This window comes from Flavobacterium sp. UBA5153, from assembly GCA_002413745.1.
Taxonomy (GTDB): Bacteria; Bacteroidota; Bacteroidia; order Flavobacteriales; family Flavobacteriaceae; genus Flavobacterium.
The window spans coordinates 77,598-89,982 of record DHXP01000039.1 but is presented as its reverse complement, the minus strand read 5'-3'; the positions used below and the strand labels follow the sequence as shown (position 1 = coordinate 89,982).

Genomic DNA, 12,385 nt, shown 5'->3' with positions numbered 1-12,385 from the left:
GCTGCAGTTTTGAAAGTTTAGGCAGATTTCTTCTTCCACATTCTGTAAATAACATAACCTAAAACACCCATAAGTAAATACGGAATCACCATCAAGTAAACAATACCATCATTTACGGCTTGTGCTTGTGCTTTATTTGCTTCACCTCCCAAAGCGGCACGACACATGGCACATTGGGCATTCGAAGAAAGAGAATAGAGAATAGAGCATAGAATATAGAAATATACTCTTAACCCAATTCTTCTTTTCTCTATTCTCTCTACTCTATTTTCTTTACTAAACATAATAAGGAGAAATCATTAAATAAACTACAACGCCGGTAACGGCAACGTATAACCAAATAGGGAACGTGATTTTGGCAATTTTTTTATGTTTGTCAAATTTATTGGCTAAAGCCCGAACATACGTTATCAAAACCAACGGAATAACTGCAATAGACAAAAGGATATGCGTTATCAAAATGAAAAAATAAACATATCTAATACTTCCTTCTCCACGAAATTTTGTGGAATCAGTAGTCATGTGATACGCCACATACATCACTAAAAAAGTCAACGAAAGTGCAATTGCGGTTGTCATTAATTGTTTGTGTAGCTGTCTTTTTCCGTTTTTAATTGCCAAAACTCCAGCGACTAAAACAACAGCCGTGATTCCGTTTATTGCAGCATAAATTGGCGGCAAAAAAGAAAGTGGCTCGACATCGTATCCAAAATCTTTTAATTTAACACTAAAAAGCAGCGCAACCACGACCGGAATTACGATTGATACTATTACTATATATTTGCTGAATTTTTGTTCCAATGAATTATCTTCCATCTTATTCTTTTAATAAAATTGCTATGTCTTGTTGAATGTTCCTTACTCCTTTTTTATCCAAACCATCATAATATAAAATCGGATTTCCATAATCGTCTTTTCGGCATCGGATATATCCTTTTTTATCGATCAAGGCAAACAATCCAGAATGTTCAAAACCACCTTTGACCTTATGATTTTCACCTACATAAACATTGAAACCTTTATTGGCCAAATCATAAATAGCAGTTTTGTCACCCGTCAAAAAATTCCAACTGGAGGATTTAACTCCCAATAACTTGGCGTGAGCCTTCAAAACTGCCGGGGTATCATGTTCCGGGTCAATGGAAATGGAAACAATGCCAAAATTAGGATTGCCAAAAAAAGTATTTTCAATAACCAACATACTTTGATTCATTTTTGGGCAAATGGAGGGACAACTGGTAAAGAAGAATTCCAAAACATACACTTTGCCTTTGTAGGTTTCGTTAGAAATCTTGACATTGTCTTGATTTATAAATTCAAATTTTGGCGCCACACCCATTTTAATTAATTCTCCATCCTCTTTTGAGGAATTAGAAACTTTGTCCAATCGGTCTCCTTTTACAATTTCATCCTTTTGCACTCTATCGATTATTTTTGGAATGGCATAAATACCAAAAATTAGAATAATAAATGAAATTCCTATATATGATTTGTTTTTAAGCATTATTTATAAGGATTAAAGTTGTTTAGTGGCATTGTGATTTTTCTTGAGAGCCGCTCGATATTCGTAAAGAATTACTCTAAAATCATCCAACATTTCATTGCTCAAATCAGCCGGATGAAAGGTATTGTACCCTTCTTTATACCCTTTTTTTTGTTTTCTTCCCCTCAAGTTCCTTTCTTTATCAACAATATACACGTTTGGAGTTCCTAAATCCGAATCCAATTTTCCAACGAGTTTTAGTTGATTGTAATAGGTATTAATTTCCTCGGGCGAAGTAAACACAAAGTGCCATTGGGAAACATCCGTAAATGCTGCCAAAGCATCGACAATTTTCTTGGCATCGGTTTCTGTTCCCAAGGGACAAATGACCACAAATTGTAAATCTTTGAAAGTGTGATATTGCTGATAAATTTTTTCGTTTAAATTAAAGAAATTACCCCTGTTTTTCAAGATATTGGAACCCGAAAAGCCAAGAATTGTAATTTTATCATTCAAACTTACTTTTTCGTTTTTTAAAGATTTCCAATTTCCAAAATCGGCAACTTTAGGCGTGATAATAGGTAATTTCGTGAAACTATTTATTCCAGATGCGAAAAAAAGATAGGCAACAATAGGCAAAACAAAAAGAACGAAGAGGACGATATTTTTTTTCATTATTTTATAATATAACTAAAGTACAAAAATAAAAAAAGGCACGCAATGCGTACCCTTTTTTTGAATTAATATATTGTTAAAAATTCCACTTGATAGTGGAGTTTTTAAAAACCCCAAAAATATAATGCCCTTCTGTCAAAAGAATGAAAAGCAAATAAATAACCAGAAAAATTAGCGGTAGAACTACCGCATTTCTTAAAGCTGTTTTTTCTCCTTCCATGTGCATAAAAGCATACACAATAAAATAGGCTTTAACCAATGTCAGGATGATGAATATCCAGTTTAGCAAGGTCAAACCCAAGAAACTGTTCATGTGTAAAATCTCAGGTTTTACAATCCCGAAAAATACCTCAACAATTGTTATTACAGATAGAAAACCAAAAACGGTCCAAATTCTTTTTGTGTTAGATACGTGTGCGTGTGACATAATAATTACTTTTTGTAAATTAAACTAGATAGAAAACCGTGAATACAAATACCCAAACTAAATCGACAAAGTGCCAATACAGTCCCACTTTTTCTACCATTTCATAGCTTTTTCTTTTCTCGTAAGTTCCAAGTAGAACATTAAAAAATATGATGATATTTATAACTACTCCAGACAATACGTGGAAACCGTGAAAACCTGTTATAAAGAAAAAGAAATCGGCAAATAACTTGCTTCCATATTCATTTCTGGTCAAGTTCGCACCTTCTACAACCAAAGTTGCCTGATTTAAACGCAATTCTGATTCACTTCTGGAAAGAACTGTTTTTTTCTTTTCGGCAGTTATGGTCTCCGTTCTAACCAATATATCTGGGTGAGATTTGAAACCTGCTTGAACTTCAGCTACTGTATAAGTAGGCAAAGAAGCTTCTTCCATAAACCATTTTCCTTTATTTCTTGCCAATTGTTCTCTTTCTACAGGCAAAGTTGCCGCAAAATCAGCAAGCGCCACACGGTGTCCTTCTTTGTCGACAAACTGAAGTAAACTTCCTCCTGTTGTTTCAACTGCCCCGTATTCACCTTTGATGAAATTTTTCCATTCCCAAGCTTGTGAGCCCACGAAAATCAAACCTCCAACTATAGTTAAAAATAAATAAATCGTAACCTTCTTTTTATTCAATTGGTGACCGGCATCAACGGCGAGAACCATTGTCACTGATGAAAAAATCAAAATAAAAGTCATAAATGCCACATAATACATTGGTGCAGAAACACCATGCATAAATGGAACGTGTGTAAACACTTCATCGGCCAAAGGCCAAGTTTCAATAAATTTAAATCTTGAAAAGCCATAAGCTGCCAGAAATCCCGAGAATGTTAAAGCATCTGACACGATAAAAAACCACATCATTAATTTGCCATAACTTGCTCCCATTGGCTCATTGTCGCCTCCCCAAGTTTTTCCCACACTATTTTCAGTAGTAACTGTATCCATAAAAGTTATTCGTTAAAAAGTTTCCAAATCTACAATTTTTTCTTATTTAAAGAAAAATAAAAAGAAAAATAAATAAACCCACAACAAATCAAGAAAGTGCCAGTACATAGCACCTAACTCAATACCAAGGGTTTGAGATGAATTGTATTTCTGTTTAAATTGGTTAAAAATGATAATTAAAAGCGAAATTAATCCGCCAGCAAGGTGTATCAAGTGCACAACCGTAACAATATATAGGAATGTTGTCGTGATAGAACTTTCGGCTCCTGTGAAATAATACCCATTGGCCACAATTTGACTAAAACCCACAAATTGCAAAATCACAAATCCTATCCCCAATCCCAAAGTAGCCAAAAGGAAAGCAGTTGTTGCGCTTTGATTGTCTTTTTGAATGGCTTTTTTCGCCAAATGAAAAGTGACACTACATCCTATTATTACTGCGGTGCTGAAATAAAACGCCGTTGGCAATTGAAAATCCTTCAACCAATCGGCTCTGGATTTACTTACCACAAATGCGCTTGTAAGTCCTGCAAACATCATCGTCATACTGATCATTGCGAACAATAACAACAATTTGTATGATCTTGTTGTTCTTGATTGGTGTTCCGCTGTTGTCATTGTTGTTGTCATAACTATCTTAAAATTTTATCAAATATATAAATTAATTGTAATAAAGTAATATAAGAAACACTAACCAGCATCAAGGTTCTTGCTGCTTTTGCACTTCTCAATTTATATAACCGCACTGAATAATAAAGCATCCAAAGCCCGAGCAAAAATACAAAAACAGAGGCTATTGGTGTAATAAATAATCGGCCGGTATAACCCAAGGCCGGTAAAAGTGATGCAATAATTAACCAAACCGTGTATAAAATTATTTGCAAGGCCGTTCCTTTATCTTTTTTACCTGTTGGCAACATAAAGAAACCCGCTTTTTCGTAGTCTTCATATAAAAACCAGCCGATTGCCCAAAAATGGGGAAATTGCCAGAAAAACTGGATGAGAAACAAGGTTCCGGCTTCGATGCCAAAATCGCCTGTTGCCGCAACCCAGCCCAACATAAACGGAATCGCTCCCGGAAAAGCACCCACAAAAACCGACAAAGATGTCATTGTTTTCAAAGGCGTATAAATACTCGTATATAAAAATATGGAAATCGCGCCAAACATTGCCGTTTTTGGATTGATGGTATAAAGCAACACTAATCCAATAACAGTAAGAATGCTGGCGATAACCAAAGCCAAGTTTGGCGACATTCTTCCTGCGGGAACGGGACGGTTTTTGGTTCTGTCCATCAAGGCGTCCAAATCTTTTTCGATGACTTGGTTATAGGCATTGGATGCGCCCACCATGCAATAACCACCAACGGCCAGTTTTAACAAAACCATCCAGTCCAAAGAATGGAAATCAGGAATACCCAGCATAAAACCGGCAATAGACGAAAACACAACACTAATAGCCAGTCCGGCTTTAGTGATTGCCTTGAAATCAGCGTATATGGATTTTATGGAAATAGTATTTGGTGTATTATTCAAAGTTTGCTTTGTTTATTTTTTTTAAACTTTTGCAAAAATAGTTTTTCGAAAGGGAATTGGCAAAAAACATTTCATAAAATTTTTTTTTAATAATTTCACTACAGAACTCTTCTCAAATAAAAACCATTGCTTCGAGGTCGGGAGACCTTCGAAGAGCAAACCGCTTTTTAATGAACACTTTGCGGGGCTGATTCGCTTTGTAATTGTCCGTATTTACAACAAAAACCCTCACTATCTGAACTGGACAATCCGAGCGATTAGACACAAAGATGTTTTTTACTGTATTTAACGGGAAAGCTGATATTTTTGTAACTTTGCATAAGTGAAAATTATAAAATTTAAAATTATGCAAACAATTAATATCACGGCATATACCGAAGACGATTCACAAATTGAAGCCGTAAAAGCGTTTATGAAAGCTTTGAAAATTAAGTTTGAGATTTCTAAAGAAAAGCCATACAACCCTGAGTTTGTAGAAAAAATAGAAAAAAGCAAACAAGAATTCAAAGAAGGTAAATCTACCCGTGTCAAAAAAGAAGATTTACAAAGTTTTTTAGGATTGTAATGAGTTATCATTTAGATTTTTCCAACCAAGCTAAAAACGATATTGATTTTCATAAAAAATCAGGCAATAAAATTGTTTTGAAAAAAATATTCGTTTTTGTTAAACGAACTTACAGAACATCCTTTTGAAGGAACTGGAAAACCAGAAGCTTTAAAATATAACCTCACTGGCTACTGGTCTCGTAGAATTAACCAAGAACACCGACTTGTTTACAGGGTGGAAGATACTTTTATCAAAATTATCGCTTGTAAGTTTCATTATTAGGCATAAAAAAACAGGCAAATTTGCCTGTTTTTTTCTGTTTCTTGACTTGTTTTGCTTGCTCTCGTTGGTGGGTACGAGTTTGAAACTCGCACTAGCCCAGTGTTGCCTAATGCTAGGACTAGCGGGGGGGGGTGACCTTGACCCAACAAAAGGAGCAGAAATACAGAAAAAAAGACCTGCTATTATTGTTAATGATGATAGATTAGGAAAGTTACCCCTAAAAGTAATTGTGCCAATAACCGACTGGAAAGACCATTACCAAGTAGCTCCTTGGATGGTAAAAATAGAACCCAACAAAACCAACGGTTTAAGTAAAGACTCTTCTGCCGATTGTTTTCAAGTGCGTTCACTCTCGCAAGAAAGATTGATAAAAAAACTCGGAAATATTGATAATTCAACTCTCGACGATATTAAAGAAGCTCTCAAAAAAGTGTTTGATATGTAAACAAAAAAACAGGCAATCTCGCCTGTTTTTTTATGCTTGAAATTTAGATTAATTATTCCGTTAAGTTGAAATATTTTTTAACAATTAAGAGGACTGCATTTAGACTTTTTAATTTTTTCAATTCCCTCAATAAATCATCCTCCGTATTTATTTTCTGAAAATCAGAAACTATTTGGTCTGATAGAAGTTTATTTAATTCTAACAATCGTTCATTATCATCCAAATCATTACTTAAATCAAGTAAATCTGTAATCCTTTTTTGTTCCATTTTATTCACTGAACCCAAACGCTTTTCAAAATGTGTAGTAGTCGTGAGTTCTAATTTTAAAATTATAAATCCATAATTTATGTAAAAAAAATTTCCAAAGTTTGACTTTTGCAAATTAATAACCTTTGAAAGTTCAGCATTATTAAATATCCAATTATTCGCTTTTCTTTTAAAACCTAAAGTTGAAAATTTTTCATCAATAAGTTTAACTAAATCTTTTTTTTCCATTTTTAATAAAATTCTAAAACTGTTTTAAATTCACCTCCAAATTGTTTTTCTAATAGTGGTTTATATTTCGCCAGTTGTTTAGTTCCTGATCTAAAGCCATTTTTATTAAATGGTTTTAACTCATATATTATTTTAGCTTCTAAATCTACAAAATCGGGACGTATTCCAGGTATTTGTCTAAATTCTTTTTCTGCAACACCTTTCACTACATTTGTAATCCTATAACTTGCGTGTACCTCACGTCCAAGAGTCATACTTGATTTTGTGTATTTTATACCGCTTTTAGCAAGATCTTCAAATGCATCTTTTGCTAATTGTTTTTCTCCAACCTTTATTGCTGCTTTTATTCCTCCTTCAACAAGTGAACCAGTACCCAAAGTAAGCGCATCAAAAGTAACAAATGCTGCACCCATTGCAAATTGTCCCCAGTTACCATCTCTAGCTCCTTTGTACATATCTATTGTACTTGAAAAAGGAACAAATCCTAGTGCAATATCTCCTGCTGTTGAAAGAGTTGAACTACCTTTAGAAACCGATACATCATTCAATATAGTCCCATACTGCGAACTATTCCAATTACCATTTCCATCAGAAGTTAATGTACCATAAGCAGGATGATTAAAAGTATCCCCAGCTTTTCCATTATTTGGACATATTGTACATCCCCCATCAGGGTCAATAGTACTAACAGGATTATTTCCCATCCCCAAGTATGGACTGTGAAACTCTCCATACGGGTCAGGACTTAACCATCTCCCAATCCTACCATCCCAGAGTCTTAACTGAAATGCCTCCATTCCGGTTTCACCGTCGAGCTCTTGCCCTTGAAAAGCATAACGGTTTTGAAAGCAATAATCGATTTTCTTTTTAAGTTATGCATTTTTTTGTTTGCTAACATTTTTAGGTCTTTATAAAGCTGTACCATCCAACAAAAAAATAGAGCATATCAGGAACCGAGCTTTGCTTTTTGACTTGTTTTGGCTGCTCTCGATTGTGGCACGATCCAGAGGCATCGCGCTAGCTGTTGATATTATTTCTACTTGCGCCAGCAGGGGGTTACTCAAGTGGTCTGGATTTATTTCTTTTAATCAGATATAAAGTCAAAATGATGATTATAGATATGAAAATGAATGATAAAAAGCCATTCTCTTCACCATAGCGAGTCCCTATATAATTACAAAAACTTATAATACCAAATATTAATAAACCTGACACTAACCCGCCTAATAATAATTTAAAAAATAATATTAAATATTTATTCATTAGTTTAAAATAATTATTAATTAATTCACTTTCAATTATTAAATTGCAGAATAAAATTCTAAAGGAATTTTATTCTGACCATCCCGTCATGATTGCTGTTCCTACTGTTACTGTTGCTTTTGGTTTTGGAAAAGAAGTATTATTAAACATTTGGTTTTGGAAAAATTGATTTTGAAAATTAAACATTTGATTTTGAAAACCTTTAAATATCTTTTTTGCTGGATCGCCACTAAATTTAGGGGATAGTTTAGATGCACCAAATCCAGCAGCTCCTCCTACAAATTCTGACAATCCAGTTGCTAGTTTTAAAGCTTGTTTATTAATTACTTCTATTGGTAAATTATGTCCAACAACTTCTGCTCCATATAAAAAAGCTTTGTCAGCATGAACCTTATCTATTATAGTTCGAATTGATGGTAAAACATTTTTAGAAAGCAAGGCACCTCCTATTTTTCCTCCTAAATAAGTAGAAGCTCCACTCATAACTGTTTGCGTGATATTAATCTTATTATAATTACCTCCATTTGAAATTAATTGATCTCCAACATCACTGGTCATATTTATTGCAATAGCCGCACTTAAATTTAAAGTTGCACCTGCCAATGCTCCTGAACCAGTTGCTAGTGCAACTCTTCCCCAATCAACTTTGTTACCTGAAAACCCACCTTGGTTGTAATAACTTATTCCTCCGCTAACCGCACCTCCCACAACAGCTGCTATTGCATTTACAACCCAGCCTCCATCTTTATCAATCCCCGTTATCGGATTATTCCCCATCCCTAAATAAGGCGAGTCATACTGCCCATAAGGGTCAGGCGAAAGCCACCTACCAATCCTTCCATCCCAGAGTCTTAACTGAAAAGCCTCCATTCCGGTTTCGCCGTCGAGCTCCTGCCCTTGGAAAGCATAACGGTAATTACCACTATTAGAATTCCTGCCCGGCAATTGCTCCCCAAAAGGGTAATAATCGGCATAGGATTGTATTACCGGGTTGCCACCTATTTTTTGTATTACCGCACGAACATTGCCCAGATGGTCGGTAATTTCATAAGTACTCGTGGCACTTGCCCTGTTGTAAACCCTTCCTAATCTACTTTGATTGGTATATCAAAATAAATAAATCTATCTCCATACGTAGTAGAATCTCTCGAATCTGCCTTTTTATTATAAAACTCTTTAATAAATCCTCTCAAGTTTTTGTTTCCTTTAGTAGAAAATGATAATTTAATGTCAAAATTATGATTTGCGGAATAAATGGTATCCAATTTAACATTGTTTAAATTACAAAAAGTCTTGTTTATTTTTGGACTCATACAAATTAAAGAATTTGAATTCAAAAATAATATTGGCTTATATTTAATTTTTAAGCTAATATCTTCATTTACTTTATAGTTTTTCTTTTGCATTGTTAATGTATAGTAATTTTCATACCCGAATTTTTTAATGGAATTACCTTTTTTATCAAAATTCCAACCTTGATTAGTATATTGCTTACCACATAAATCCATAAATTCAATTATCATTTTTAATTTACCATTTTCATAATAATATTTCCATTTTCCTCTTTCTTGATTTGAATAGTATCTTCCTTCAGATATTAAAATGCCTTTTTCAAATGTTTTAACATAATCAGCACTATCGCTTGAGTGATAATGTATTTCTGTTATTTGTTTTCTTTGATTATAATAAGTAGAAGAATCTATTAAAACTCCTTCTTTAAATTTATGAATTATTTTAATATTGCCATTTAGGTAGAACTCTTTATAATCACCATCTAATTTATTATTATTTAATTTATATGTTTTAAATATGCTGCCATTAGAATAATATTTAATTTCTTTTTTTTCACAAGAAATAAATATAAGTAAATAAGCTATAATTAAAATTCGTTTAAACATTCTTATTAGTATTTAATTGTTTGTAAAATTACTGTTTCCCCACTTTGGTAATTTCCGGCTTTTAAATTAGTATTTATTATACTATCTATATTATTTTTTGTTCCCCATTGATTATGCGTCCAAACAGCTTTTCCTTCTTTAGTTTTAAAGTGTATCTCGTAATTATATTGTATTTTGGTTTTTTTAATTTCTTTTGAATTTGAGATATTAAGAATTGGATCAACTTTATCATTAGTATCTAAAATATCAGCTGCTGTATGTAATACTTTTAATATACTTGATGCTTTGGCATCATATCCATTTGGTTTTCCAAAAATTGGCATATCGGTATAATCCATAAACCATTCAGGTGTTCCAGACAGTACATCCATTTGTCTATCCTTACTATTTCCGTAAATTGAAACTCCGCCAGATAAATTAAAAACAGGAAGACTAACGCTACCAAAACCACCAGAGGTTATATTAGAATACCCTCTATTTTGCCCAAAATCTTGATGAGCTATTATGCCAACACCTCACCATCAGGGTTAAAACTCGTGTTTTCATATGTAGTACCCCAGCCCCATTTTTCATTTGTACTTTTATGAAAATCTCCTTCAAAACCGCCAGCAGCATAACGCCAAGCTGCTCCTAACCAAGAATATCCTCCATCAGGGTCGATATTTCCAATTGGATTATTCCCCATTCCTAAATAAGGCGAATCATATTGCCCATACGGGTCAGGACTCAACCATCTTCCAATCCTGCCATCCCAAAGCCTAAGCTGAAACGCCTCCATACCAGTTTCGCCGTCGAGCTCTTGCCCCCTGAAAGGCGTAACGGTAATTACCACTATTAGAATTCCTGCCCGGCAATTGCTCCCCAAAAGGGTAATAATCAGCAAAGGATTTTATCACAGGACTGCCGTTTACTTTCTGGATTACCGCACGCACATTGCCCAGATGATCCGTAATTTCATAAGTACTCGTTGCACTTGACCTGTTGTAAACCCCCAAACGCTTTAATCCGTAAACAGGCAAATCACTATTTTTTATTTGTCTTATCCCAAACTTTTATATATCCAATAGAGTCTTTACTCCCGTCAAATTTTATTATTTTCAATACAATTGTATCCTTTAAATAAGGCTTCTCTAAATAAACGCAAACATTTAAAATGTTGTTATCTATAGAATCAAATTTATTATAATTTGAAATATTAAAAACAACATTTTTTATAGTGTCCCCATTATTGAAAGACACTTGATATGGATATTTTGAGGTGTTTTCAAATCTTGTATCGTCTAGCTTATCGTAACCACACCAATACCCTTTTTCAAGATAAACTTTAAAATATTTTAAATCGACATTAGATTCATACATTAATTTTTTTACAAATACTTTTCTGGAAACTGACTGTCTTATGTCCCCATAAGTTACTCTTCTATACTTCCATCTTTCGTATCCATACCATCCAAAATATGAATTTATTAATACCATTCCAAAATATAACATTGAAATAATTATTACTAATATAAAAATAATTTTAAATCTTGATTTCTTCATTAGTTCTTAATTTCTTCTACTGGACCAACAGTAATTGTATAATCAGATTTAATTTTAAATGGATTATTTCCCAAATCTGAATTTATATTTCTCATAAATATTCCAAAATTATCAAAGTATTGATTTGGGATTAACATTTTAAAACCATAATTACCTGCGTCAAAAAAGTTTAAATCACTTGTATTTAATCGATGTTTCACAACGGCTTCAAAAGCCGCTTGAGGAACATCTAGGCAAGATGACCCACATATACCGTATTTTTCGCTATTCGCTTGTTTTTTTGCTGCTTGATACGCTATTTCGTCTTCAAATCCGGATGTTCTGATTCTAACAGCCCTATCGTAATGATGTCTATCTATTGCCCCATTCGATTTATTTACTATCTGTATTACTTCTTTGGCAGTTAATTTAGTACCTCTAAAATCGTTTTGTTGTTTTATATTTCCTAAATCTGCAAATCTACTATCACCATAAAACCAACCATTTTCGCCTTTTGCTGCTGTTCCATTCATAGACAAATACCTCCATCCATCGTGGTCATTACCAATTAGTACGGCAGCGTGTCCAAAATACCCTCCTCCTCCAGGTACAGGAACTGAAGTTGACGCATTTAAGTATATTATATCTCCACCATCAGGATCTACTGCACTTATTGGGTTGTTTCCCATTCCTAAATAAGGAGAGGAATGTTGCCCATACGGGTCAGGACTCATCCATCTACCTAGTCTACCATCCCAGAGTCTGAGCTGAAAAGCCTCCATGCCTGTCTCGGGATCGAGCTCTTGCCCCTGAAAGCCG

18 protein-coding genes and 1 pseudogene are annotated in these 12,385 nt (G+C 34.0%); 3 read left to right on the top strand and 16 right to left on the bottom strand.

Translation table 11 applies throughout. From position 1 onward, the window contains the following. Positions 1-17 precede the first annotated feature (17 nt). The 8 genes from B2145_RS08365 to cyoE all read right to left on the bottom strand — a co-directional run bounded on the left by B2145_RS08365 (position 18) and on the right by cyoE (position 5,114). Positions 18-284: a hypothetical protein gene (locus B2145_RS08365; protein ID WP_291100881.1), complete on the bottom strand. Its 267-nt coding sequence runs from the start codon at positions 282-284 to the stop codon at positions 18-20. Continuing rightward, the gene (locus B2145_RS08360) at positions 277-816 is read right to left on the bottom strand and encodes a DUF420 domain-containing protein (RefSeq protein WP_291100879.1); all 540 of its coding nucleotides are present in this window, start codon (positions 814-816) and stop codon (positions 277-279) included. Before B2145_RS08360 ends, B2145_RS08365 begins: the two co-directional genes overlap by 8 nt. Before the next feature lies 1 nt (position 817). Further along, complete coding sequence (locus tag B2145_RS08355) at positions 818-1,504, bottom strand: SCO family protein (RefSeq protein WP_291100878.1); 687 nt, start codon at positions 1,502-1,504, stop codon at positions 818-820. A gap of 12 nt (positions 1,505-1,516) precedes the next feature. Then, on the bottom strand, positions 1,517-2,158 hold the full coding sequence (locus tag B2145_RS08350) for a hypothetical protein (RefSeq protein WP_291100876.1): 642 nt from the start codon (positions 2,156-2,158) through the stop codon (positions 1,517-1,519). A gap of 76 nt (positions 2,159-2,234) precedes the next feature. Continuing rightward, positions 2,235-2,585 carry a cytochrome C oxidase subunit IV family protein gene (locus B2145_RS08345; RefSeq protein WP_291100874.1) on the bottom strand — a complete coding sequence of 117 codons (351 nt, stop codon included), beginning with the start codon at positions 2,583-2,585 and terminating at the stop codon, positions 2,235-2,237. A gap of 19 nt (positions 2,586-2,604) precedes the next feature. Next, positions 2,605-3,579 (bottom strand): cytochrome c oxidase subunit 3, encoded by a 975-nt coding sequence (locus B2145_RS08340; RefSeq protein WP_291100872.1) that lies wholly within the window; start codon positions 3,577-3,579, stop codon positions 2,605-2,607. Between the two features lie 42 nt (positions 3,580-3,621). Beyond that, the gene (locus B2145_RS08335) at positions 3,622-4,209 is read right to left on the bottom strand and encodes a cytochrome c oxidase subunit 3 (RefSeq protein WP_291100869.1); all 588 of its coding nucleotides are present in this window, start codon (positions 4,207-4,209) and stop codon (positions 3,622-3,624) included. Between the two features lie 2 nt (positions 4,210-4,211). Next, complete coding sequence (gene cyoE, locus B2145_RS08330; protein ID WP_291100867.1) at positions 4,212-5,114, bottom strand: heme o synthase; 903 nt, start codon at positions 5,112-5,114, stop codon at positions 4,212-4,214. 346 nt (positions 5,115-5,460) lie between these two features. Between cyoE and B2145_RS08325 the strand changes: the two genes are divergently transcribed. The 3 genes from B2145_RS08325 to B2145_RS08315 all read left to right on the top strand — a co-directional run bounded on the left by B2145_RS08325 (position 5,461) and on the right by B2145_RS08315 (position 6,388). Beyond that, on the top strand, positions 5,461-5,679 hold the full coding sequence (locus B2145_RS08325; protein WP_291100864.1) for a DUF2683 family protein: 219 nt from the start codon (positions 5,461-5,463) through the stop codon (positions 5,677-5,679). Between the two features lie 96 nt (positions 5,680-5,775). Next, positions 5,776-5,943 carry a Txe/YoeB family addiction module toxin gene (locus tag B2145_RS08320; protein WP_291100862.1) on the top strand — a complete coding sequence of 56 codons (168 nt, stop codon included), beginning with the start codon at positions 5,776-5,778 and terminating at the stop codon, positions 5,941-5,943. A 109-nt stretch (positions 5,944-6,052) separates the two neighbouring features. Beyond that, positions 6,053-6,388 carry a type II toxin-antitoxin system PemK/MazF family toxin gene (locus B2145_RS08315; RefSeq protein ID WP_291100858.1) on the top strand — a complete coding sequence of 112 codons (336 nt, stop codon included), beginning with the start codon at positions 6,053-6,055 and terminating at the stop codon, positions 6,386-6,388. A gap of 52 nt (positions 6,389-6,440) precedes the next feature. Here the strand turns inward: B2145_RS08315 and B2145_RS08310 are convergent, their stop codons facing one another. From B2145_RS08310 to B2145_RS08275, 8 genes and pseudogenes are all read right to left on the bottom strand, one after another. Continuing rightward, positions 6,441-6,884, bottom strand: a complete 444-nt coding sequence (locus B2145_RS08310; protein WP_291100855.1) for a DUF4304 domain-containing protein — start codon at positions 6,882-6,884, stop codon at positions 6,441-6,443. A 2-nt stretch (positions 6,885-6,886) separates the two neighbouring features. Then, positions 6,887-7,744: an RHS repeat-associated core domain-containing protein gene (locus tag B2145_RS08305; protein WP_291101025.1), complete on the bottom strand. Its 858-nt coding sequence runs from the start codon at positions 7,742-7,744 to the stop codon at positions 6,887-6,889. 472 nt (positions 7,745-8,216) lie between these two features. Further along, positions 8,217-9,131 (bottom strand): RHS repeat-associated core domain-containing protein, encoded by a 915-nt coding sequence (locus tag B2145_RS08300; protein WP_291101022.1) that lies wholly within the window; start codon positions 9,129-9,131, stop codon positions 8,217-8,219. A gap of 101 nt (positions 9,132-9,232) precedes the next feature. Continuing rightward, complete coding sequence (locus B2145_RS08295; RefSeq protein WP_291100853.1) at positions 9,233-10,045, bottom strand: toxin-antitoxin system YwqK family antitoxin; 813 nt, start codon at positions 10,043-10,045, stop codon at positions 9,233-9,235. A gap of 5 nt (positions 10,046-10,050) precedes the next feature. Further along, positions 10,051-10,416: a hypothetical protein gene (locus B2145_RS08290; RefSeq protein ID WP_291100851.1), complete on the bottom strand. Its 366-nt coding sequence runs from the start codon at positions 10,414-10,416 to the stop codon at positions 10,051-10,053. 131 nt (positions 10,417-10,547) lie between these two features. Continuing rightward, complete coding sequence (locus B2145_RS08285) at positions 10,548-10,928, bottom strand: RHS repeat-associated core domain-containing protein (protein ID WP_291100848.1); 381 nt, start codon at positions 10,926-10,928, stop codon at positions 10,548-10,550. A gap of 140 nt (positions 10,929-11,068) precedes the next feature. Next, complete coding sequence (locus B2145_RS08280) at positions 11,069-11,587, bottom strand: hypothetical protein (protein WP_291100846.1); 519 nt, start codon at positions 11,585-11,587, stop codon at positions 11,069-11,071. After that, positions 11,587-12,375, bottom strand: a pseudogene (locus B2145_RS08275) (RHS repeat-associated core domain-containing protein); the annotation flags it as partial. The gene B2145_RS08280 and the pseudogene B2145_RS08275, both read right to left, overlap by 1 nt. Positions 12,376-12,385 lie beyond the last annotated feature (10 nt).

Excerpts from the sequence above, each read along its gene's own strand:
- B2145_RS08310 (WP_291100855.1), bottom strand. The coding sequence starts at position 6,884 with ATGGAAAAAAAAGATTTAGTTAAACTTATTGATGAAAAATTTTCAACT.
- B2145_RS08345 (WP_291100874.1), bottom strand. The coding sequence starts at position 2,585 with ATGTCACACGCACACGTATCTAACACAAAAAGAATTTGGACCGTTTTT.
- B2145_RS08325 (WP_291100864.1), top strand. The coding sequence starts at position 5,461 with ATGCAAACAATTAATATCACGGCATATACCGAAGACGATTCACAAATT.
- B2145_RS08355 (WP_291100878.1), bottom strand. The coding sequence starts at position 1,504 with ATGCTTAAAAACAAATCATATATAGGAATTTCATTTATTATTCTAATT.
- B2145_RS08340 (WP_291100872.1), bottom strand. The coding sequence starts at position 3,579 with ATGGATACAGTTACTACTGAAAATAGTGTGGGAAAAACTTGGGGAGGC.
- B2145_RS08315 (WP_291100858.1), top strand. The coding sequence starts at position 6,053 with ATGCTAGGACTAGCGGGGGGGGGTGACCTTGACCCAACAAAAGGAGCA.
- B2145_RS08290 (WP_291100851.1), bottom strand. The coding sequence starts at position 10,416 with ATGGATGTACTGTCTGGAACACCTGAATGGTTTATGGATTATACCGAT.
- B2145_RS08350 (WP_291100876.1), bottom strand. The coding sequence starts at position 2,158 with ATGAAAAAAAATATCGTCCTCTTCGTTCTTTTTGTTTTGCCTATTGTT.
- B2145_RS08365 (WP_291100881.1), bottom strand. The coding sequence starts at position 284 with ATGTTTAGTAAAGAAAATAGAGTAGAGAGAATAGAGAAAAGAAGAATT.
- B2145_RS08280 (WP_291100846.1), bottom strand. The coding sequence starts at position 11,587 with ATGAAGAAATCAAGATTTAAAATTATTTTTATATTAGTAATAATTATT.
- B2145_RS08360 (WP_291100879.1), bottom strand. The coding sequence starts at position 816 with ATGGAAGATAATTCATTGGAACAAAAATTCAGCAAATATATAGTAATA.
- B2145_RS08295 (WP_291100853.1), bottom strand. The coding sequence starts at position 10,045 with ATGTTTAAACGAATTTTAATTATAGCTTATTTACTTATATTTATTTCT.
- B2145_RS08335 (WP_291100869.1), bottom strand. The coding sequence starts at position 4,209 with ATGACAACAACAATGACAACAGCGGAACACCAATCAAGAACAACAAGA.